Origin of the sequence: Mesorhizobium sp. WSM3859, from assembly GCF_002295065.1 — a bacterium.
Classification (GTDB): Bacteria; Pseudomonadota; Alphaproteobacteria; order Rhizobiales; family Rhizobiaceae; genus Mesorhizobium.
The window spans coordinates 147,241-168,573 of the sequence record NZ_NSGG01000007.1 but is presented as its reverse complement, the minus strand read 5'-3'; the positions used below and the strand labels follow the sequence as shown (position 1 = coordinate 168,573).

The 21,333-nt window shown below is 62.5% G+C and carries 23 protein-coding genes; 4 read left to right on the top strand and 19 right to left on the bottom strand.

Features of this window, described 5'->3' with window-relative positions; translation table 11 throughout:
• Nucleotides 1–35: 35 nt before the first annotated feature.
• The 11 genes from CK230_RS17050 to CK230_RS17000 all read right to left on the bottom strand — a co-directional run bounded on the left by CK230_RS17050 (nucleotide 36) and on the right by CK230_RS17000 (nucleotide 12,679).
• On the bottom strand, nucleotides 36–1,091 hold the full coding sequence (locus CK230_RS17050) for a major capsid protein (RefSeq protein WP_095818301.1): 1,056 nt from the start codon (nucleotides 1,089–1,091) through the stop codon (nucleotides 36–38).
• Between the two features lie 62 nt (nucleotides 1,092–1,153).
• Nucleotides 1,154–1,933, bottom strand: coding sequence for a hypothetical protein (locus tag CK230_RS17045; protein WP_141246046.1), 780 nt, complete (start codon nucleotides 1,931–1,933; stop codon nucleotides 1,154–1,156).
• Nucleotides 1,934–1,979: 46 nt separating this feature from the next.
• Entirely contained in the window at nucleotides 1,980–3,305 is a 1,326-nt protein-coding gene (locus CK230_RS17040; RefSeq protein ID WP_095818299.1) for a S49 family peptidase, read from the bottom strand.
• A gap of 7 nt (nucleotides 3,306–3,312) precedes the next feature.
• The gene (locus CK230_RS17035) at nucleotides 3,313–3,585 is read right to left on the bottom strand and encodes a hypothetical protein (RefSeq protein WP_095818298.1); all 273 of its coding nucleotides are present in this window, start codon (nucleotides 3,583–3,585) and stop codon (nucleotides 3,313–3,315) included.
• A complete protein-coding gene (locus CK230_RS17030) occupies nucleotides 3,585–5,189 on the bottom strand; it encodes a phage portal protein (protein ID WP_176480123.1) in 1,605 nt (534 codons plus the stop codon). The genes CK230_RS17035 and CK230_RS17030 overlap by 1 nt, the downstream gene beginning before the upstream one ends.
• Nucleotides 5,186–7,177 carry a terminase gpA endonuclease subunit gene (locus CK230_RS17025; RefSeq protein WP_245429958.1) on the bottom strand — a complete coding sequence of 664 codons (1,992 nt, stop codon included), beginning with the start codon at nucleotides 7,175–7,177 and terminating at the stop codon, nucleotides 5,186–5,188. Before CK230_RS17025 ends, CK230_RS17030 begins: the two co-directional genes overlap by 4 nt.
• A complete protein-coding gene (locus CK230_RS17020) occupies nucleotides 7,174–7,761 on the bottom strand; it encodes a hypothetical protein (protein ID WP_095818295.1) in 588 nt (195 codons plus the stop codon). Before CK230_RS17020 ends, CK230_RS17025 begins: the two co-directional genes overlap by 4 nt.
• Before the next feature lie 142 nt (nucleotides 7,762–7,903).
• Complete coding sequence (locus CK230_RS17015; RefSeq protein WP_141246045.1) at nucleotides 7,904–8,440, bottom strand: phage tail protein; 537 nt, start codon at nucleotides 8,438–8,440, stop codon at nucleotides 7,904–7,906.
• Nucleotides 8,441–8,537: 97 nt separating this feature from the next.
• Nucleotides 8,538–9,374 carry a hypothetical protein gene (locus CK230_RS17010; protein WP_095818293.1) on the bottom strand — a complete coding sequence of 279 codons (837 nt, stop codon included), beginning with the start codon at nucleotides 9,372–9,374 and terminating at the stop codon, nucleotides 8,538–8,540.
• Nucleotides 9,375–9,689: 315 nt separating this feature from the next.
• Nucleotides 9,690–11,447, bottom strand: a complete 1,758-nt coding sequence (locus CK230_RS17005) for a phage/plasmid primase, P4 family (protein ID WP_245429957.1) — start codon at nucleotides 11,445–11,447, stop codon at nucleotides 9,690–9,692.
• On the bottom strand, nucleotides 11,444–12,679 hold the full coding sequence (locus CK230_RS17000) for a P4 alpha zinc-binding domain-containing protein (protein ID WP_095818292.1): 1,236 nt from the start codon (nucleotides 12,677–12,679) through the stop codon (nucleotides 11,444–11,446). Before CK230_RS17000 ends, CK230_RS17005 begins: the two co-directional genes overlap by 4 nt.
• 62 nt (nucleotides 12,680–12,741) lie before the next feature.
• On the opposite strand from CK230_RS17000, the gene CK230_RS16995 reads away from it, so the two are divergent.
• Nucleotides 12,742–14,037, top strand: coding sequence for a DUF6161 domain-containing protein (locus tag CK230_RS16995; protein WP_095818291.1), 1,296 nt, complete (start codon nucleotides 12,742–12,744; stop codon nucleotides 14,035–14,037).
• Nucleotides 14,038–14,102: 65 nt separating this feature from the next.
• Here the strand turns inward: CK230_RS16995 and CK230_RS16990 are convergent, their stop codons facing one another.
• Genes CK230_RS16990 through CK230_RS16975 form a run of 4 tightly spaced genes read right to left on the bottom strand, consistent with a single transcriptional unit; the run spans nucleotide 14,103 to nucleotide 15,138 of the window.
• Nucleotides 14,103–14,336 (bottom strand): hypothetical protein, encoded by a 234-nt coding sequence (locus tag CK230_RS16990; RefSeq protein WP_095818290.1) that lies wholly within the window; start codon nucleotides 14,334–14,336, stop codon nucleotides 14,103–14,105.
• Nucleotides 14,329–14,625, bottom strand: a complete 297-nt coding sequence (locus CK230_RS16985; RefSeq protein ID WP_095818289.1) for a hypothetical protein — start codon at nucleotides 14,623–14,625, stop codon at nucleotides 14,329–14,331. Before CK230_RS16985 ends, CK230_RS16990 begins: the two co-directional genes overlap by 8 nt.
• Complete coding sequence (locus CK230_RS16980; RefSeq protein ID WP_095818288.1) at nucleotides 14,603–14,893, bottom strand: hypothetical protein; 291 nt, start codon at nucleotides 14,891–14,893, stop codon at nucleotides 14,603–14,605. Before CK230_RS16980 ends, CK230_RS16985 begins: the two co-directional genes overlap by 23 nt.
• The gene (locus CK230_RS16975; RefSeq protein WP_095818287.1) at nucleotides 14,890–15,138 is read right to left on the bottom strand and encodes a Cro/CI family transcriptional regulator; all 249 of its coding nucleotides are present in this window, start codon (nucleotides 15,136–15,138) and stop codon (nucleotides 14,890–14,892) included. The genes CK230_RS16980 and CK230_RS16975 overlap by 4 nt, the downstream gene beginning before the upstream one ends.
• A gap of 83 nt (nucleotides 15,139–15,221) precedes the next feature.
• Here CK230_RS16975 and CK230_RS16970 point away from each other — a divergent pair, with 83 nt between their 5' ends.
• On the top strand, nucleotides 15,222–15,926 hold the full coding sequence (locus CK230_RS16970) for a helix-turn-helix domain-containing protein (protein ID WP_095818286.1): 705 nt from the start codon (nucleotides 15,222–15,224) through the stop codon (nucleotides 15,924–15,926).
• A gap of 23 nt (nucleotides 15,927–15,949) precedes the next feature.
• Here CK230_RS16970 and CK230_RS16965 read toward each other — a convergent pair whose 3' ends face one another.
• The 3 genes from CK230_RS16965 to CK230_RS16955 form a co-directional block, all read right to left on the bottom strand.
• Entirely contained in the window at nucleotides 15,950–18,070 is a 2,121-nt protein-coding gene (locus tag CK230_RS16965; RefSeq protein ID WP_095818285.1) for an AAA family ATPase, read from the bottom strand.
• A gap of 121 nt (nucleotides 18,071–18,191) precedes the next feature.
• The gene (locus CK230_RS16960) at nucleotides 18,192–18,938 is read right to left on the bottom strand and encodes a thermonuclease family protein (RefSeq protein ID WP_245429956.1); all 747 of its coding nucleotides are present in this window, start codon (nucleotides 18,936–18,938) and stop codon (nucleotides 18,192–18,194) included.
• A gap of 107 nt (nucleotides 18,939–19,045) precedes the next feature.
• Nucleotides 19,046–19,384, bottom strand: a complete 339-nt coding sequence (locus tag CK230_RS16955) for a hypothetical protein (protein ID WP_095818284.1) — start codon at nucleotides 19,382–19,384, stop codon at nucleotides 19,046–19,048.
• A 209-nt stretch (nucleotides 19,385–19,593) separates the two neighbouring features.
• On the opposite strand from CK230_RS16955, the gene CK230_RS16950 reads away from it, so the two are divergent.
• Nucleotides 19,594–19,788, top strand: coding sequence for a hypothetical protein (locus tag CK230_RS16950; RefSeq protein WP_095818283.1), 195 nt, complete (start codon nucleotides 19,594–19,596; stop codon nucleotides 19,786–19,788).
• A gap of 15 nt (nucleotides 19,789–19,803) precedes the next feature.
• On the opposite strand, the gene CK230_RS16945 is transcribed toward CK230_RS16950, so the two are convergent.
• Entirely contained in the window at nucleotides 19,804–20,424 is a 621-nt protein-coding gene (locus tag CK230_RS16945; protein ID WP_095818282.1) for a hypothetical protein, read from the bottom strand.
• A gap of 133 nt (nucleotides 20,425–20,557) precedes the next feature.
• Here CK230_RS16945 and xth point away from each other — a divergent pair, with 133 nt between their 5' ends.
• Nucleotides 20,558–21,331 carry an exodeoxyribonuclease III gene (gene xth, locus CK230_RS16940; RefSeq protein ID WP_095818281.1) on the top strand — a complete coding sequence of 258 codons (774 nt, stop codon included), beginning with the start codon at nucleotides 20,558–20,560 and terminating at the stop codon, nucleotides 21,329–21,331.
• The last annotated feature ends 2 nt before the right edge of the window (nucleotides 21,332–21,333 follow it).

The following is a 21,333-nucleotide window of genomic DNA, read 5'->3' as shown; positions in this document are numbered from 1 at the left end:
TTCTGCTGGCGGACGGTGCGACTAGGTCGTCAGGATCAGGCGACGACAGTCGCCTTCAGAGTCGCATTCGGGTTGACCGGCACCATGAGCGGCGCCGACTGGGTGACGATCTGCTCGATCGCCACGTCGCCTTCCGGAATGTAGTCGCGCGGGAAGATCGGCAGGGGCTGGAACTGGGCGTGCACGTCGACGATGGCCCCGAAGCAGCGGTAGCCCTGCACGTTCGGACCGGTGAGGACGACATCCTTGGGCGACATGAACGGCGTGACCGCACCGTTGACGGTGTAATAGTCCTTGTACACCCACACCTCGATACCCCCGCCGAGCGTGCCGCCATAACGCACCTCGCCGGTGGTCATCAGCCCGGTCTTGATCGTCAGGTCGGCGTTGCCACGGCGGGTAAGATCCATTTCGGCGAGGATCTCCTCGTCGCGGCGCATCACGCCCCAGGCGTCGATGCCGACGGTAATGCGGTTCGGCGCGCCACCGAACTCGGCCGCATGCATCATGTCCGCCCAGCCCTGGATGTCGTCCAGGATGGACACGCCGACATCGCCCCACCGCGCGCCGGCGCCGAGCACGATTGTGTGGCCGGCAGCGCGGCCGAAATCGACCAGGCGCTGCGGCATGTCCTTGCCTTCGATGACGACCTTGCCGTCGATGACAGCCTTGGCAGCCATCCATTCCCACAACCTTTCGATCGCGACGCGGTGATATTGCAGGATGTCCGCTTTGACCGCGTCGTAGCGCGCTTGCGGGCTCTGCGCGTTCGGCCCAAGCAGAGTTCCGGGGCGCCGGGTCAGCGCCCGCAGCGGCGAAACGGGATCGCTGGGCTTGACATAGCCCGGCTTGAAGCGCTCGACGCGCGCGCCTTCCTCATAGATCGCGCGCCCCTGCGCCATCGGCGCGACAAAGGGCGCGAGCTTGCGCCCGGCGCGCGGGATCTTCTCCAGATCGACATATTCGTCCGTGAACGACATTTCGTTCGGGAACAGCAGGTCGAGCCAATAGCTTGGGACGCTGTCCAGTTCGCGGAATACGCCAAGGAGAGTGTGCGTGTCCCAGAGTTCGTAGTGGTCGAAGTCCGCCATGGTCGTGGCCCTTGTGAAAGAGCGGCCGAGGCCGCGATCTGGTTGAAGATTCGCGGTTCGCGTCAGAGCCGCTTGCGGATGAGAATGTTGGTGGGCGACGGCGCGTCCCGGAACGCGGCCTCGCGCTTTGCGTCCGTGTCCAACGAGGCGTGCCAGTTGAGCGCGTCCGGATTGAAGTTTCCGGCGCGGTAGATGGCGACGCGCTGCGCGGCATTGGTGTCGAGCACCGGCGCCGTGGTGACGCCGATCGCCTGCACGCCGACCTGGTCGGCGCCGCCGACGAGCGTGACGTTGGCAAAGGCGGTGGCCGAACCGGTTTCCGTGGTGGCGATCGCATTGCCGACGGAGCCGGCCTGTTTGGCGACGATGCCGACGATGCCGGCGGCATCCGACTGTGCAGTTACATCGGCATGCGGCACCGTCTGCGATCCATAGGCGTCCCCTGCCCCGGCCCCGCCGTTGATGGCGGCGATCAGGTTGCTGGCGGTTTCCGCCGCCGTCGCGCCGATCTTGACCTGCCCGGCGACGGTCGTCGGCGTCGCCTTGAGGGTGTAGACGGTCGCGCCGATGGTGATCGTGTCGTCGGCGGTGCCGACGCCCGAGAACACCAGCCGGCCGCTCGCCCTGCCGCCCGGCGCATAGGCAAGCGTGGCCAGGGCGAGGCTGAGCCCGGTGGCTGAGAGCCCAACGACAGAGAAGGCAGGAAGCGGGACATCGGCCGCCACGGGAAAATCCTCCGTGACCGGATGCGGAATGGCCGAATTGAATATCTCGGCGGAAGTGAACGTATCGGACACCTCCCGGGCGGCCATGCCCGGCTGTGCAAAAGGAATGCTGGTCATGATCAACCCTTTTCAGTGACGAGTTGCGGTTTGGAGGTTTGAGGCGTCAGCCCTGCTTTGACGCCGTGCCCGTGGAGGCGCGGTAGTTGGCTAGGATCCGGCTTGCCGCCTGTTGCGACGCCTCGGCGCTCTTGGGTGCGCCAGGCTGCGCAACCCCGGCCGCGGCGAGGCGCGACTTCTCATAGGTGGAAGCGTCGGCCCCGCTCTTAGCGTTCGAACCCGCCACATTGGCCACGACGAAGGCGACGACATCCTCGCCGGACATCCCGGGCGACTTCTGCGCCAGGTCGAGCGCAGCGGTCATGCGGGCGGCGTCGCCCTTCACACCCTCGGCCGAGAGCGCCGCAACCAGGCGATCAGTGGCCGTCTTGGCGCCCGCGGCTTCGCCTTCGGCGAGCGCGGCTTTCACCGCCGCGTCGTGATCGGCCTTCGGAATGCCGGCATCATCTTCGGCTGCAGGCGCGCCGGTTTTCTCGCTCATGGAAGTTCTCCTTGGTTGCGAGGTGGAGCGCCCAGGGGCGCTGGTCAGGTCCGCGAGGACCGATTCGAAGGAGCCGACGCGGTCGGCAATGCCCGCATCCACGGCCACCTGGCCGATGAAGGTGCGGGCCTCCGTCTTGCGGGCCGCGGCAGCGGTGAGCCGGTTGCCGCGTCCCTTGGCGACGGTCGCTAGGAAGCTTTCGTAAAAGGCGTCGACCTCGGCCTGCAGATCCTCTCGCACCGCGTCGGACAGCGGCTCGAACGGATTGCCGTCGACCTTGTGCGCGCCGGCGTGGATAAGGGTCGGCGTGATGCCTTCGCGATCCAGTTGGCGGCTGAAGTCGGCATGGAGGAGCACGACGCCGATCGAGCCGGATAGGCCGGTTTCCGTGGTGACGATCTCGGTCGCGCCAGACGCGATGGCATACATGGCCGATGCCGCCATTCCGTTGACAACGGCGACGGTGCGCTTCTTGGCGGCGAGATCGCGGACCAGCGCGGCCGTTTCGAACGCGCCGACGGCCTCGCCGCCCGGCGAATGCATGTCGAGAATGACCGACCTGACGGCCGGGTCAGCCGCCGCAGACTTGAGCTGGAAGCCGATACCCTCATAGGAGGTCAGGCCCGAGCTCGCCCCGACCCATGCACCCCGGTTCACCAGCGAGCCGGTGACTGTGATGATGCCGACACCTTCCCGCGTCACGCGATACGGCACGGCACGGCGGGCTCCGTTCTCGTCCTCGACTACGGAGGAGCCTTCGAAGCGCGAGGCCTCGGGCGCATTGATGCCGATGCGGCCGGCCAGAACCGACAGAATAACTTCGGCCTTGTCGCGCGTGATCAGCAGCGGCCGGTTAAGCACCCGGTCGGCGATGTGGATCAGCGATGTCATGGCAACCTCAGCAGGTGAAGCGGATGCGCTTCGCGTAGTGCGAGCGCTTGCCGTTCTTTGCCGAACAGGCGGCCGCGAGGCGCATCAGTTCCGCGTCGAGGGCCGCGATATTCGTGGCCGAGACCCTGACCCGTTGCTGGGTGACGGGGGAGCGCACCTCTGTCTCTTCAACGCGCTCGCCGGCCAGCAGCTTCAGCTTCGCCGCATAGAGCGCCTGGTAGAGGGCGCAGGGATCTTCGGCGTCAACCTGGGTGCCGCCGAGCTTGATCAGCGTCGGCATCAGGCATTTTCCTTCTGTTTCGGCGCATTTTCGGCTGGGACAACATCGTCATTTGGATCGGTTGGATTGCGAACGAAAGGCGACGGCATGCCCTCGGCGAGGTAGCGCTTGTGCCAGTAGAGCCGGCGCTCGAAGACTTCCTCCGCGTCGACGCCGATCTCGGCGCATTCCATGTCCGGCGTCGAGGTGCCGTTCAGCAGCCGCTCGGTCGCGGCCTTGGCGCTCTTCTGGTCGTCGGCGGTGGCCTTGGCGGGCCCCTGCCAGTTGGCCCACAGGACCTTGTCGCGATTGGCGCGAAACGCCTCGTAGCCGCCCTTGAGGGGCAAGCGTCCGGTGCCGATCAGCTCGTCGACGAGATGCTCGTAGGCAAGCTGGCAAATCGGTGCTGCGATACGCTCGCGCCGGCGGGTGACCACCGGATGCAGGGATGCGCCCTCCATCCGGGTCGAGGAATAGGTCGCGCCCTCATAATTCATGGTGTAGCTGGCGACGCTGATGCCGATCGCGCGCGCCATGCCCCGCTGCAGCTCGCTCGAGACCGGCAGGAACTGCGGACCCGGAATGCCGGTCGACATCAATTCCAGCTTCTCGCCGGGCGCCAGATGCGACAATTTCGGATCGGTGCCGACCGAGATCTCGCTTTCGGCCGCCTTGTCCATGACGGCGAGGAAATAATCGCGAAACTCGTCGCGCAGCGCCTTGCCGTCCTGACTCTCGCCCAGCGCTTCGAGCCCTTCGAAGGCTTCGGCCGACGGCCTCTCGCTGGTCAGCACCTGGGCGAAGACCGTCTGCAGTATCCCGGTCTGGATCGTGACATCGACCAGGGTCTCCCATTGCAAATATTCGCGGAACGCGGTCACCAGGCGCGAGATGCCGCGAACGTCATTGCTGTCCATCGGATCGAAGACATGGGCGACCATCTGGCGACCCTCTCCGTCATAGGCCGCGTGGTCGCGCTTGACGATAATGCCGCTTTCCTTTTCGGCGAGGCGATAGGCGATGGGGCGGCCATTCGGGTCATGGATGACGCCCTGGTAGAGCCCCTCGATCTCGCCGGTATCCTGGACCAGCGCGGTCGGCGTCGTCAGGCACATCTTGGTGCCGGAGGTGATTCCGTATTGGTGCCGCTCGCGAACGGACATGTAGTCCATCAGCGCCAGGGCTTCGCCGTAGACGACATCGTGGCGAAGCGCGACATCCACCTTCTGCGGCACGATGAACTTGCCTTTGAGATCACACTCGCGCGCGTTCCACGCCCAATGCTTCCACGCCGCTTTCAGCAGCTTGATGAACGCGTCCGTCTCCTGCTTGTCGTAGCCGAGCGCCGACAGGTCGGGCGCCGGGCTGAGGATCAGTTCAACGCCCACCGTGTCGGCGATGACCTGGTCGACGGCGCCGCGCAGGCGGCCCGAATTCTGGATGATGTCCATGGCGAGGCCGGCCGCGCGCCGCCAGGCGGTGCGCACCTCGTCGCGATGGTCGCGCAGCGCCGTGCCGCGCGTCGACAGGATCCTCGAGCGACCGTCGCGCAGGTATCCGGCCTGCGGGGACGGGCGCGGAGCGGACGCGCCTCCCCTGCCGAATATCCTGTCCAACAACTTCATTTGCGGTTCTTCCATTTCTGGCGACGGGCCTGCGATGCCGTGTCATTCCTCGCCGCCGGTGCCGCCCTGGGGCCGGCCAGGGGCAGGCCGTTGAGCAAGTCGGGCTCGGGCGCCGGTTGCAGCCGCTGCCGCACCGCCGCCCAGTCGTCCGCGCGCCGGGTGGAGAGGCCGAGCATCTCCGCCATCGCCATGGCGTAAACGTGGGCGTCGAGGCAGTGATTGTCCGGCCGCAGGCGTTTCCATTCCTCGTGGAACTTGCCGCGCACGACCTCGGCCACGAAGGCTTCGGCCGTGAGCTGCAGGAAATACTCCTTCGGCAGGAATTCGCCGAAATGGACATAGCCGGCGGGATCTGCCGGCTCGCCGGAGCGCAAGCCGAGCTTGTGCAGGTTGGCGAACAGCTCCGCCTTCAAGCCCCAGGTGCCGACCGGCCACAGCATGGCGCTGCCGAAGCGCTTACGCTTGCCGCGCTTGGTGATCGACTTCTTCGCCGGAACGCTGATCGCCGGCACGCCGCGTCCGCCGGCACCCTTGACCGCGTAGGTATTGGCGCGGCGCCGGCACCACTCCAGCACCTGGTTGGTGCGGCCGCCGTCGCCGCCGTCCACCGCCAACGCGTCAATCCGCCGCTGCCCGCCAAAGGCGTCGTCGAGCGGCTTGGCGAAGAACTCGTCGAGATTCGTCCAGGCGCCCTCGCCAGGATTGTCGGTCGTACCTTCGAAGAAGCGGACGCCGAGCACCCAGCTCTGCCGGTCCTCGCCGAAGGCGACGACTACGGCCCAGATGCCGTTGTGCTGCACATCGGCGCCGGCGACCAGGATGAGGCCCTCCGCCGGAACCCTCATTTCGGCGAAGGGCTCGCGGCGCTCCATCAGCCGCTCATATTCCGGCGCGTTGCCCTTCACCTTGGCGGGAAGGCCGTACACCAGATTGAAGATGCCTTTTTCCCCGAGCCCACCGGGCTTGGCCTGGTTGAGCACGTCTTCCGCGATCGCCTCGTAGCTCATCATCAGCGAGATGAAGGCGTCGACGTGGAAGCCGGGATGCCGGTCGGGGCCGGAGAGCGTCGCGATGTAGCGTCCGTTGCGAACGCCGATGACCCGCTCCGTCTCGCTGACGATATGTCCGCAATGCGGGCAGACATAGAAGCTTTTGTGCGGATGCAGCCGATCGAGGTGGAAGCCCTCATGCGACTGGACGAACTCGCCTCTGCATTCGACGCAGGCGATGTTCCAGAAACGCTGGTCGGAACGCTTGAAGGACCGGTCGATGCGGCAGTGCCCCTGCGCGTCGCCGAGTTCGTCGCCAGTGTCGATCTCGGGCGTCGACAGCTCGAAGATCTTGTACGACTTCGTTCTCCGGAATGCCGTGAAGCGGCCGAAGAACAGCGTCTCTGGATCGTCGCCGGTGACGTGGGTCTGCCACTTCGAGACCTCGTCCTTGACGCCGTAGCGTGTGGTCTTGCCGGACAGGTCCGTGGCCACGTTGGCGTTGGCCAGCATCAGCGATCCGCCCGCGAACCGCTTCTCATAGATGGTGGAGCCCGCACCGGATCGGCTCACCGCCGGGAATATGACCTGCTTGCCGGTCTCCTTCTGCCAGGCCTCGATCAGCGGCTGCAGCTTCTGGCTGTTCATGTCCTGCAGGAAGTCGATCGACGGCAGGCCGTAGATCGTGTTGTCCGGCGCGGTGTCGGCGATGTAGAGCGCCCAGGCCAGCGCCAGGATCGACACGCCGGTCTGCTGGGACTTACGGACCGTCACCAGGTTGCAGGGATGCTCGATGCTGAGGCAGTCGGCAATCTCGCCGAGATATGGCGCGTCGTCGAGCGCCCAGAATTCTCCCTTCTTCGGTCCGTCGACCAGGATGATATTCTTGGGCAGCCACTCGCGAAAACGCGCCGGCGGCCGTGGCCTGATGGTATCCGCCAGCGCCATGCCGGCGAGACGCAATGCTCCCGGGTGGCCAGGGCCAATGTGGATGCTCAAAGCTCTTCGTCCTCGAGCGCCTCGTCGTGCTCGGCCGCTTGCGCAACGATGCCCGCAAGGCGATCCGCGATCTCGGTATTCAGGTCGAAAGCGATCTGGCGCAGCAATACGCGAAGGCCGTGAGAGCCCTCTCGCGAAACAGCCAGCGCCATATCGTCGGCCTTGTTCTGCAGCCGCGCGATGCTCGACTGGATCTCTCTGCCGCAGACCGTTAGGGCCTCGCGCATGCGATCGGCGCGCACGAGCTGACCGATATGCTCCTGCCGGCGCAATTTCTCGCGCCCAACCTTCAGCCAGGCTTCCTGCCGAAGCGCCTCGTCGCGCGAGGTGCTGGAATTCACCGGGGAAGCCGACGGCGCATCCTTGCGCGCCGCAGCGACCTTCTCGGAACTCGCGAACTCGCCGCGGTAATGATCATAGTGCGCCAGCGAGAAGCGCATGATCCGATCACGGGCGTCGCGCTCGGCTGGCAGGTCGTGCTCCTCGACCAGTCGCCGCACGAGTTTGGTCACGGCCTGCTTCGTAACGCCGTCTCGCGCCGCTACCTCGGCCGGCGTCGCCATCACGGTCGCTTCGGGCTGCATTCAGACAACTTCCTTCAAGCCGCTGACAACCCTGACAACCCAATTTTTGGGGCGGTACGACTGGCAAAAATCCGGGGTCGCCCCGGCCCGTTGGGGTGGGTGGCGCCTGTACGGTCCCTAGTCCGCCCTGCCTGGTTCGGGGTCAGCGGGGTAACAGGTTTTCGACTTCGTGCAGGTAGCGGGGCAGCAGTCGGTCTTCGATTACTTCGGCCAGGACCTGCAGAAACACTTCGGGATGGTTCGTGATATCGTGCGCAGGGTTGGGACCGAACAGTTCGTGGATCGGCAGCCTTGCCTTGCCCTGGCGCTTGAAGACGCCCTCGTGCCCGCTGCCCATGCCGGCGATGAAGGCCGAGCGATACGAACCGCGCATCCGCACACGAACGCCCGTGGCAATCTGGGTTGCGCCAAGCTTGTAGAGCGCGATCCAGTTCGATCGCATGACGATGTCGGCGCTGTTGCCGCCGGCATTCATGGCAACGGTCGTAAGCGCGCGAATGCGTGACTGGGTAAGGTCGACACGTTCGGCCGAGCGCTTGACGATCCGCGTGCGCGCCATCTGCATGACGCGCCGCATCGCCCGGGAAGCGGCCTTAACCTTGATCTGCTCGGGCAGCCGAGCGATGCCGCGGGCAAGTTGCTCGAAATCGGACGCGTCGGCGTGCAGCTCGATGGTCACGACCAAGCTCCCGGCAACGAAAAGCCCCGGTCGCGAGGAGCGCCGGGGCCAGTTCTTTCTTACCGTGATCAGGTCTAAGTCAAGTTTCTGCCGCGCGTCAACGGACAGAGGCAGTTTTTTTCACGTGGCCGGCGGCGGCCCTGTCAGCCAGCCAGACGCCCGGCCTGTCCTCACCCAGCCAAGGCGTCATCGAACGGTCGGAAAACACCAACCGATGCGCGGTCAACTGCGTGGCAAGCTCGCTCTCCAACCGGCGCAACGCCGCGACCCAGATCTGGTAATCTAGCCTACCCATGATGTCGCCGCCCGGGTCGGTGGAGAACTCGTATTTCCTGTAGGCGCCGCTGACCGGGCGCTTGGCGCGTTCGTCATAGCCATGCACCTCGATGTCGAAGATCTGGCCGTTCTCGTCGGTCACCCGCTTCATGACGAACCATGCCGGCCGACCGGCACGTTCAGCCAAGCGAATCTTCGACGGCTCGGCTGTCCAGTCCGGTTCGCGGCCGAGGATAGCGGTGCCGACGACCAGCGAGACAATTCCCTCGCCGCGCTGCTCGCGCGACCGTCTGCCATAGCGGTCGACTGCCCTCGCCACATGGAATTCCGCCAGGCCCTGCGTATCGGGCCAATCGGCCAAAGCGTTCCACCCGGCCGGGATCACGACGTCGCAACCGGCCAGTGCTGCTACTTCACGGCCAACGGTCACCGCATCCTCATGCGGCTCGCCCTGCTCGAGCCAGAAGTTTTCGTAGTCCTTGCGGCCGCCGTCGATCAGCGCGCCAAGCTCGCCAAAGCCGGTGATCTTGCCCCATGAGGAGGCCTGCAGGCAGCGCCAAGCCGAATGCGGATTATCCAGTCCTTCCACACCGCCGCCTTTGGGCAATTCATGTACGAAGGCCCAGGTCAGCATCTCATCAATCGTTACCGTCTTCATGTCTTCTTCCTGCAGCAGTTCGCGATGGTTTTGAGAGAGTCAGGCGGTAGTCAGAGCAAAGCTCGAAGCGAGCGATTCCAGAGGGTTGGAACGTGGACGCGACACTAGCGACAGTTTTTGGCAGGCTTTGCGTAAGGGTCCATTCCCCCTCGCCCCGGTCTTCGCCCATTACGTGCGCAGAAACTGGTGCAGACTCCCGCAAGATACTGTTTTTGTTTCCCTTATCGCCGCTGATCAGGGTATCGCGCCGTGTCGCAAAGTCCCGCAACTGCCGCCAGCACGCAGGCCTACTGACGTCCCGGAGGGGTACGGGGCTCATCGCGCCTCCTGGTCGGGTACGCGCGAGGCTGGCACGTCTACCAGGCGCACGCCGCGGTAGACGACGATGCGCCCGTCCACTCGCTCGTATTTCTTCTTCATGATCAGCCCGAACGCCGTCAGCGAGATCGGCTTGCCGCCCTCGTCCACGGTGAAGTCGACATACGCCTGATAGAACTGCTTGGCGGTCAGCTCGGCCGCAGGATCGGGCACCACGCAGCGCGCGCAAAAAGCTGACGTGCGGTCCATTTCGTCGCGATATTCCTGTGTCTTCAACCGCACCGCGTCGGGGATCACCAGCCCCTCGCGCAGGAAGATCAGCACGCCTTCGATCAGCCAGTTCAGGATGCCCGGATACTCAGGCACGAATTCCGAGACCACCTCCTCGAACTCGCGCTGGTCGGCCTCGGCGATGATCTTCGACCAGTGGATGACGGCCATGCGTCGCCAGATGCCATTGTCCGTGCCCGAAATGCGCGGATAGCCGTTGCCGGACATGTGGCCGGTGAAGACCGGCCGGAAGTCGAAATAGCCCTCGAACAGGTCGCGCACCGTGAAATGCTCGCCGCCCGTCAGATCCTTGACCAGGTTCTCGCGCAGATCCTCGCCCTCGGGCAGCTCTTTCACGCGCAGGAAACGTCGGCCATAGAGCCTCGCCATATCGGGATTGGCCGCGCCCCCGGCCTTGCCTTCACCGATGAAGGATTCCGAAGGCAGCGTGACCGCCACCTCGCCCAGCAACCGGCAAAGCGTTTCCATGTAGACGGATTTGCCGTTGGCGCCCTTACCATAGTGGAAAAACAGCTTTTGCACCGTCAGACCGACAAGCCCCAGGCCTGAGGCCACCTGGACCATGCGGCGCACGGCGTCGATCGGCAGCTTGTCGCGCACGAACTCATCCCATTTCGGGCATGTCGCGTTCGGGTCATAGTCCACCGGCACCCGCTGCGTGATCATGTCCTGGCGGCGATGCCCTTCCACCACTTTCAGCTCAGCGTCGGGGACATCGATGAATTCGGGCACGTCCTCGCGATTGTCGTCGGGATCGTCATAGGCGGGGTTGCGGACACGCTTGCGGGTGCGGCGGAAGCAGAGCGTGTGGCTTGCCAGCGCGACCTTGAGCGGGTCGGCGTTGAACTCGTCAGGGCCGCGCTGGATGTGCGGGGCCGCGCAGGCAAGCATGGCCTCGAGCTTGGCCTTGTTCTTCGACGACACCGCATGCGTCATGCGGCGGCTGACCCGCCGGGCAACATTCGCCTGCGCGGCTTCCGCCAGCTTCGCCAGACGCTTTTGCGCGGGCGTCCGCTCTTCCTCGGCGATCTTGCAGGCTTTTAGCCCGCTTTCGATCGCATGCTTTTCCGCCTCGGTCGGCTCGATGAAATCGACCTCGAGCGCGATGCGGCCGCCGACATTCTGGGCGATCGCCAAGGCGCGTGGCTCGCCGGTCTCGATATCCCAATGCGTGCCGGTCCAGACGGCAAAGGCCGCTCGCCTGGCCTTGGATTGCGCGCGCACCAGCAGGTCCTCGCCGAAATGGGCAAGCAGCCTTTCGGCATTGTCGGTGTCGGAATGGTCGAGGGCGGCGCAGGCCTTGACGACCTCCAGATCCACCTTGCTGCCCTTGCGCGGCGCCGTGCCAGGCTCGCCGTCATCCGGCCCAATAGCGGTATCTAACCCTGCGGCGCGGGCCTGCCGCGTCGCTTCCGCAAGCACGGCGGCGACCTCTTCGGGCATCACGGATTTTTTCCGGCTCACGCGACCCTCGCTGCCTGCGCCGCCATCGCGGCGAAGTCGCAACCTGGGCGCGGCCATACGATCGGTATCGCCCTGCCCGGCCGGGCATGCCTGGCGCGGGCCCGGGCCATGGCGGCCGCCGTCATCACGCGCTCGGAATCGGCGTCGGCCAGCAGCACCAGCTCCTCGACGTGGTCGCCGACCCACATGGCGTCTTCCGCATCCCGGTCGGGCCGAGGAACAGGCCCCGCAACCATCACCGGCCGCAGCACGCCTTTGGCGTCGGGTTTCTTCAGCGTCGGATGCGCGAAGCGCGAGCCGGCAGCCGCCGGTCCGGCGAGGTTGCCGAGGTCGCCGGCTGCGAAATAGAACGTGTCGGGCCGCCAGTTCTCCCAACAGGCAAAGGCAGCGCCGTTCTCGATCCCCTCGCCGCCGACCCAGCGCCGCGCGGACGGATCGCCGGACAGCGGGATCAATCCGCCCTTTTTCGAGCCGCGCATCTTCTTCGACGGCAGCAGCTCGCCGCTGGCAGGATCGAAGAGTTGCGGCCGGAATTTCGGCGCGCAGGCAAGATCGAGCCAGGTGATGTGGCAACCGATCGCAACAAGCGATCGATCCATAAAGGGCGCGATCATCGCGGGCCCGGCATGAAGGGCGACTGGGCGTCCTCCCTCGTCCTGCCCGTGCCAATAGACAAGGCCGGACGCATAGCGGAGCCAATGAGAGGAAGTGATCTGCCCGCAGCCGCGCGCGGCGAGATATTCGGCGACTGGTCGCCCGTATCTGCCGACAGGCGCGGCTGCTTCGTAGATGGCGCGAGCCCTTTGCCGTTCCCGCTCGCGGAAATCGAGCTGAGATTTGGCAGCGGCTTGCTTTTCGTTGTGCCGCCGGCGCTGCTCGATGCGCCTCAAACGTCTGACGTGCTCTTCAGCGCTTTCCTGCTCCGCCTGGTCCGGCACCGGCCGACCGAGAACGATCGCGCAGGCTTCGAGGAAATGCGCGCGGCGATGCAGGTCCAGCCCCTCGCAATGCGCCACCATGCCGATGCCGTCATTGCCGCCGACGCCGCCGGCGCGGCAATTCCATTTGTTCTTGGCGGTGTTGAAAGCGAAAGTGTCGGTGCCGCCGCAATGCGGGCATGGCTGCGGGTGCTCGTATCGGCTCCCGCTGAACTTCAGACCGAGCAGCTTGGCGGCGTACTCGATTGAAGTAGCACGGGCCTCCTCGACAAAGAAGATCACCGGATTGTTCATGGGGGCGGTTGCCGCGTGATGACTAGCGATGTTAACGATGAAGTATTGAGTGGGGGATCGCTATGGACATTGCGGATCTGCGGGCAACGGTTCCTGAGATGGGAGCCAGCAACAATGATATACAACGGGTTGCTCGGCTGTTTGGTTATCGCGATCGGATTTTCGAAGGGCCGCATGCGCGCGCTGCGGCCGATTCTGCTGCGCGCGACCAAGAGGCTGTGCACCGGAACTTGTTTGCTCGAGTAAGTGCGCTTGCGACCAAGGTAGACAACGCCGATGTGAAATCGGCTGTCGACTCGTTTGCTACCCAGTATGTAGCTCAGGTCGCGCGACTCGTCCGACCCAACTTGGTTGTCCAGGATAGCTCCAGGTTCATAGTTGCGAGCGCCAATCGCGTTCCTATCCTCACCGAGGAAGACACCACCAACTTCATGGCTGCCGTCGAGTCCGACAGGGATTCCCAATATTACCAAGACTGGGTTGCCCTGATGGTCGCCGCTTACGTAAAGGCGACCCGATTCTCCGACGTACAAATGAACGAAGAAATCGTAAGGACCATTATACCGTCTGTCCGCATTGCGACCGCGCGTCTTGAAACTTACCTGATGATGACGGGCACGCCAGAAGAGTTTGAGCTTCCAATTGCCTATTTCAAAGCGCGATTTGGTGAACTCTCGGCTCAACTCGATGCCCTTTCCAAAGCAGCCCGAGCAGAGACGGAGAACGTCGCCGCACTTCAGATTCGTCTTGAGACGTTGGGACAGTACGGAACTCTCTTTCAGGAGAAGACGGAGGCCTTCGAGACCGATTTCGACAATCTGAGATCTGCGATTGAAGAACGCCTCAAACTTCGGGAGGCGACGAAGCTCTGGGGAGATACAGGTAGGTCTGCAGCCTTGGCGTTTTACATATCCGGAGCCATTTTGCTTTTGATGCTGATAGCGGTGCCAAGCGGCGCGTTTTGGTTCCGGGCTGGCATTCTTGAGTTTCTCAAAAATATTGAAGCAACGATGATCGCTGGTGCGCCCACGAACAACGATGTAGCCGCAACCGTGGCCGCGCTCGGTCGACTTGTTCTTATCACGTCCCCGCTTGGTTTCGTTATTTGGTTGATCAGATTGGTAGTTAGATACAACACCCGATCTCTTCTCCTTATGGATGATGCACGCCAACGCGTTACGATGCTGAACACCTACCTTTTTCTCATCGAACGGGATGCTGCAGTAAAGCAGGACCGCGGAGCCATTTTGGAAGCTTTGTTCCGTCGTGCGCCAGGTCACGGCGGCGACACAGTTGATGCTCCCCACTTTACCGAGTTGTTGCGCTACGGTCAGGAGACAGCACCAAAGGTGAATTGATACTGCTTCACGCAAGCTCTCTCCGCGGAGCAAACGATAGTCACCTATGATCTCTGCAGGACCGCTCATCCCAGTTCGCTTCCGATCCCCTCACCGCCGCGCGAAAACACGTCTCCGTTTTCAGCCAGCGCGCGCAACTGCCGAGCGGATAGTCCAAGCCGAGCACTCACCTGCCCGACGCTCTGCCCCATCTCGAACAGCAGCCTAACGCCTTCGGCCTGCATGGGCAGCGGCAGGCGGAACAGCTTGCGCGGGCAGATGCCTTCCGGCCTGCCAAAGATTGCCGGCATCTCAGACATCGACGGACCTTTCTGTTTCAGTGCTCTTCCCATGAAACATTTCGGCGATCTCCGGCCTCGGCTCGGCCGGTGGCGGCAGGTAGAAGGCACGGAAGGAAAGCCTGAGCCAGTCGCATACGGCGATGACCTTTGGAGCCGAGACACTCTGGCCGTTGCAGATGCGGGAAAGGTCGGAGGCGCTTACCCCGATGGCGCCGGCGCAGACGCGCCAGCCGCGGCCGTCTTCATTGAGCTTGGCCCGCAAGAGTTTGCCCAATTCGCGATAATCATAGGCAGCGAGCTTGACCATGCCTGACCCCCTTTTTGAAAAACAGCGCCGGCTCCTCGCCGATCCAGGCGCAGAGCGCGAGGAACTCGTTGGCGCCCGGATCGCGGCCGCGCGCGGCGCGAAACACGGCGTCGAGCTCGACATCGGCTTCCCGCGCCACGCGCGTCGGCGACTTGCCGCGATGAATGCGCCGGGCTTCGAGAAAGAGCGCGAAGAGCGTGAAATCCACCGACGTATTCCGGCTTTCCCGGCCATTTGCCGGCACTTTGATCGAGGAGGCGCGGCTCATCGCGGCGCCTCCTCGCCACTGCCGGCCCCGGCTTGGGAGGATGCGGGACCGGCAAGGATATCGGGACCGAAGAGGTCGGGCCGCTGCGCGTGGCGCGAGATGCCGGTGGCGCGCTCGATGTCGAGCACGCGTTCGGCCGGCACCCGCTTCCACGAGTAGAAAGCCTGGTGGCGGATGCCCAGATGCGAGGCGAGCGCGCCCAATCCGCCAACCTTGGCGGCTGCGATTCTGACGATTTCGATCATGGCATGATGGTAGGTATTACTTACCTACTATGTCAACAGGCAATCGCTTGCAAAAAAGTAAGCAATAATTACTATGCTGGGGCATGATCGCGACGACACGCACCGACTCGACGACCCTCGGCCAGCGCCTGCGCCAGGCGCGGGAGGCTGCCGGCCTGACCCAGAACGACATCGCCGATCATTTCAAAATCAAACGCGTCTCGGTTACGCAATGGGAGGCGGACACCACCCGCCCCTCTATGGAGCGGCTGCCCGAGCTCGCCGCGCTGCTCAAGACCGATGTCGGTTGGCTGCTTGATGCCTCAGGCGCAGCACCGGTGCCGATCGTGCGCGAGCGGAAGCCGAGAGCCTCGCGCACGCCGATCATCCCCGGCGACGAGTTGGTCGGCGGCCGCGACCTGCCGATCTTCGCCGCGGCGATGGGCGGCGAAGGCCATATGATCGTCACGTTCGAAGCGATCGACTGGGTGAAGCGGCCGGCGGTGTTGCAGAATGTGCGCGGGGGCTACGGTATCCTGGTGCGCGGCGAATCCATGATCCCCGCCTATTGGCCGGGCGACACCGCGCTGGTGAACCCGCATCTGCAGCCCGCGCGCGATTCGGACGCCGTGTTCTTCCACACACCGCCTAAGGAGCGCGGCGACGAGGAAGCCATCATCAAGCGCCTGGTTGGCATGAACGACCGTGAATGGACGCTCGAGCAATATCGGCCGGCGAAGACGTTCACGGAGAGCCGGGTCGACTGGCCGATCTGCCATCGGGTGGTGGGGAAGTACAATGCGCGGTGACCCCGCGCTTGACCATTCTTGTCTCACCCGGCGTCAGACAGAGACAGGGGATCCTCGTTAGAATCGCTAAAATATGCGGCCTTCGCCTGATGCGTGAGTGTGTAGCGATATACACTGCCAGAATGCTCTCGTTCAACAAGAGCTCTTTCCGCAAGATTTTTCCCTCTTCTGCCAACAAGCTGTCCAGAGCAATCGAGCTCCGCGGCAATCTGAGAGGCAACCAAAGTATCCGCTTCTGCGAACAAAATTTGCATTATACCCAGCTCAGCATCGGGCAATAGCAGCTCTGGACTGATCGCCTCCAGCATATCCCCATACTTCTTGGACAAATTAACAACCCGGCATTGACCTTTCCCGCAGCTTGGGCACTTCATGTTCAGCATTTTCAGCGCCGGCAGCATCGCCATATCAAATTCTGATTTGCAATCTTCGCACTTTATCTCCTGATTCTCATTCATATACTCTCTAAGTATTCCATTATAATCAAACTGCCTGTCGACAAAATACAACCTGTCCTCTCGGCGTTCCGTCGGGCGACCAAAGCTGATTTGATACTTATTACAGAGCCCGTAATTAAGCGCATATACAGAAACGCGGTTACCCGCCCTGTCCGATTGCTCAAAGTACTTTGTCAGAAAAAACGACAATTCTAGTGAGAGAAGCAGATCGTCATAATCATGCGCAACGTAGAAATGGCTAGAGAACGGTCGCGATCGGGAGGACCCACCCTCTCGAGAACCCTCCTGCCGAATACTCCGCGCCCTGGAGACGATCCTCTCCAACAGCTCCTTAAGGGAAAAGATAGACGATCTTTCTTCAAAAGCGATCTTATACCTTCCCGTGGTGAAAAACGGGGCAATCTTCTCTTCGTAATACCGCTGCGCCGCCTCTTGGACAGCCTGGACGCCGACGGAATTGCCGTAGATGAGATTCGCCTCGTGCGCGTACAATAAGACATGACCAAGAGTCCTCGGATTGGCCATAGACGCGTAAAAGAGAGATCGCCATAGCTCAGAGGCGCTCCTTAGATTGAAATACGTCGCGCTTCCACCTTTACAGTAATGTTGGATCCGCTTCTCAACCAACCTCTGCACGAAATCTACGGCTTTTTCCTCCATCTTGTTTACGCCTGATCCGCCATAAAGACCGTACATATCCAAGTTTAGGACTTCCATTTTCGTGGCGTCGAGCGAGCCGAGGTAAACTCGACCTGGATACGCAGCGATCTTGAACTTGATAAAATCCGACCATCTAGACAGGGGCGATATCAGAGCGTCAACTAAGACGTGCATTGCTTCGCGTGGAAGTTCAGAAAAATCGTCCAGAAACAGGTACAAGTGCTTTATGCCGAGAGCCGAGAGGATCTTCTTCAGTTCAGCCAGCACATCGTTCACACCGATTACACGCATAAGCAGTTGCGTATATACCTCCTCATCGGCGCGCTCGTCCGCGCGCTGTGTCTCTATGCTTCCCTCTGCCGCAAAAGATATACCGCTCTCAGAAGCACCGACTTTGCCAGACACTGATTCCTTATCGCCGAGCTTTTGAGAAGACGTGACCTTCTGCTCTTTCTTAACAAATCCGCCAATGTTTTCGTAGTCTGGCTTCTCCAGATTCGCCAATACCCTGTCGATACCGGAAAACACTTCTGACGACGTCCCAGATAAACGTTGCTTCAACTTTCCAAGAAAGCTCTGCTCAACCTGTGACCTAAGTTCGTCCCGAAGGTCCGTTATTAGTGTTTGAAAGAATCTCTTATATAAGAGAAATTTGTGAAGTTGGTCGGCGGAAAGAGCGTTGTCGAACCCCTCTGCTTTGCTAGCCATCCCGGGATCTATTTGGGACGCTTCGAACACGTTGCGAATGTCCATATAGGCCGAGATGGCGCTCATTTTGTTTTTGCGGATTTCGTGCTGAACCCGCTGAAAGACAGTGGACTTGCCGGTTCCCTTACGCCCGACAATGAGGGTGGTGCTCGGTGCCAATAGCGTTTTGAAGACTTGTTCATTCGGAAGAGGGTCAACGTAGAGCTTCTCAATGAGCGAACGATCTTTTTCGTCGGTCAACTCTGCTCTACTAAATAGCTTCAGCGAAACTGCCGCCTCGCGAAAGTTGTCGAGCTGCTTGGTAGTAAAGGTCGGCATGACTGTTCCAGTGATTAACAAGGAATCGCATCTTCGCTTCCGAGTCGGAAAAATGCAAATCCGGAGATCTCCGAGACTTAGCCCGACGGTAGCCGCTGCGTTGGGCGTACGCCTGACAAAGTCACCGCTTCGACCGCCGCCACCCCGCCGCAACAGCCTCGGCCTCCGAGCAGAACCACCTTTCGCCCTTGGCCTGGTTGATTATGGTGACGCTGTAATATTTCTGCCCGGGCACATGGTAGATCCGCTCGCCTTCCGCCGAAATGTTGCCCTTGATGTTGCAGCCGGCATTGCCGCTGCCGAGCGCGAAGGTTGGCGTTGCCGGCGCTTGCACATCGTCGCTGTGCTGCGCCCGCCAATCCCAGGGCGCCTGGAAATTGCCCACCCATAGGCCGAGCTTCGCCCCCTGCGCCTTTGCCTGTTGCGCGGTATAGGCGCCGTCGCTGTATTTCGGCCAGTCCAGTGCTTGCCCGTGCTCGACCATCCAGGCAGCGACGTCCGCCCCGTCAGCTCGGGTGCAATTGCCGACAAAGCGCCCGTAACGATCCCAGGTCACGAATGCACACTGCACCGGCCTGGAGGCCGCCAGGAATTTATCCAGTGCCTCGGCGGAGCGGCGGCCGCAGGGATATTCGAAGCCTTTCGCGTCGTCGCAATATTGCCGGCTCTCCGGCGCGTCGATGCCGTTGAAGCGCACGCGCTGGCCGTGGAGCTCGATCGTGTCGCCGTCGATCACCGAGGCGACGCCGGCGATCGAAACCGGCCGCGGCTTGATGATGTTCTGCAGGTTGATTTCCGGCAGCGGCCCGCTGTTGTGCATGACGAATTGCGTGACCAGGGCGGAGACCGCGGCGACTGTCACAAGCACAAGACGAAGCGGGACGCTTGCCCATCGCGTGGCGCGTGAACGTCGCGCGCCAGCGCGCCGCCGCCACTGGTCAGAGCGGTTGTGGTAGCGGGACCTGTCTATCCCAATCACATCGCACCGCCTGGACGGCTTTCGGCCGAGCGACCGCCGCAACGCGACCCGTCCGCCGCCCTGCTCTCATCGGTCGGACAGTTGCCGGTGTAGCCGCCTCCGCCCGACGCGGGCGATCGATAGCGTTGGATTACAGCGACGCTGCGCTGCCCATCCCCTTCAATATGCGTGTTGTTGCTGTTCGGATTGAAAGGCTCGACGGTTTGCAGCAGCGAGTTGGTGTTGTTCGCGTCGCTGGAGGCAAGCGTCATCGTATCGTAATTGTTCAAATAGTCGGCAGCACAGCCCGGCAACAGCACCACACTCGCTGCGGCAAAATACGATCGCAAATCCACAGAGGCATCCCCCCGACACCGGCTGGCATAATGCTTCATTTGCATTTTGTTGTCGAATCCGAGTTTGACCGCTTGCCATCCGTGCCAAGCTAAGCAACGTTCGCAGCGGGTTGAAAATTTTTGGGGGGATTATGAAGCGGTTTGCTTTAACCGTCGCTGCTTTCGTTTGCATTGCTGGCTGCGCGACACCACCGGATAAAATAGCAGGCGTGCCAAATGCTGGCCCCTGCACGCAAGCCGACAAGGAGCGCCTGGCGACCCTGACAAACCAGCAGAACAAGGCTGCGAACGGCGACGCGCTTGGCGTCTTTCTCATCGGCGTGCCGGTCGCGTCGATGTCCGGCGGCGACCACGAGACCGAGATCGCCGTGCTGAAGGGCCGCTGCGGACCGCCCAAGACCTGACAGTACGGGCCGCAGTCAGCGCAACAGCCCGTCCATATCGAAATCTTCCCAGCCTCTCAGGCCCGCCTCGTCATGGCTATGACTTGCGGCTCCGCTGCCCTTCTTCAACGCGCGCTTCAAGGCCGCCTTTGCGGCAGCGCGTCGCCGGTTCTCGGCGCGGGCGACGGCGTCTTCCTCGCGCCAGACGGTGACCAGGTCGCGGTCGAGCACATCCTCGATGTGGCGCGGGTCGAACACGTGGAAGGTGATCTTCCTGGCGCGGCCGCGCAGCTTGACCGTTCTGATCCCCGCGCTCTGTAGCCGGCCATCCTTTAGCCAGCGGTGCCGTTCGCCCGACGAGATCGTCAAGATGTCCTCCACCTCGCGGGGGATGACCGGCAGGTCTTCGATGTCTTGCATGGCTTTGGACACGATCGCCGCCGCCGCTTCAACGTCGGCATCCGAGCCCTCCGGCAGGCGCAAGGTGAGCACCCGGGATTCGATGTGAAGGAGTTTCCGAAGCTGCGCAGGCAAGCGAGCGCGGATCTCGAGGAAAATGCCCCTCGCCCGCATCGATGATCCCAAAGTGGCGGCCGGCGAAAGCGGCCACTCAGCTATCAGCTTCCCAACTGGGTCACTCTTTCGGCGGGCGGGCATACTTCTAAATGGCGCTCCGATCGCCTTCGCTTCAAGGTGACAACGTCGGCGAATCCCGGTTGGTTGCCACAATAGTTGAACCCAGGGGGCGCCATTGCGTTGCAAGCGCAGGCAAGCCACGCAAGGAGAAATCGTGCCCCGGATCGCGACCTTCAACGTCAACGGTGTCAACGGCCGCTTGCCGGTGCTGCTGAAGTGGCTCGGCGAAACTGACTATGACGTGGTCTGCCTACAGGAACTGAAAGCGCCGGACGACAAATTTCCGATCGAAGCAATTCGAGACGCCGGCTATGGCGCAATCTGGCACGGCCAGAAATCCTATAACGGGGTGGCAATCCTCTCGCGCGGAACAGATCCCCTCGAGCGCCGTCGCGGCTTGCCGGGCGATCCCGATGATACGCACAGCCGCTATATTGAGGCGGAGATCGACGGTCTTGTCGTCGGCTGCATCTACCTGCCGAACGGCAATCCGGCGCCAGGGCCCAAGTTCGATTACAAGCTCCGTTGGTTCGAGCGTCTCGTCGACTACAGCAAATCTCTACTGGGCGAACGCGCGATCCTCTGTGGTGACTTCAATGTCGTTCCCACCGAGATAGACGCCGTTGTTCCGGCGCGTTGGCTGGGCGATGCGGTCTTCTTCCCGGAAAGCAGGAACGCCTACGCTCGCATGCTGAGCCTTGGCTGGGTGGATGCAATGCGACGGATCCACCCGGGCAAGGGCATCTACACCTACTGGAATTTCTCCTATCGCGGCGGCTACGACCGAAGCTCCGGCCTGCGGATGGATCATCTGCTCGTAAGCCCGACCCTGACGGACGGCATTCTGGCCGCAGGCGTCGATGTCGAAACCCGTGGCTGGGAAAAGCCCAGCGATCACGCACCCGCCTGGATCGATGTGCGCGGATAGGC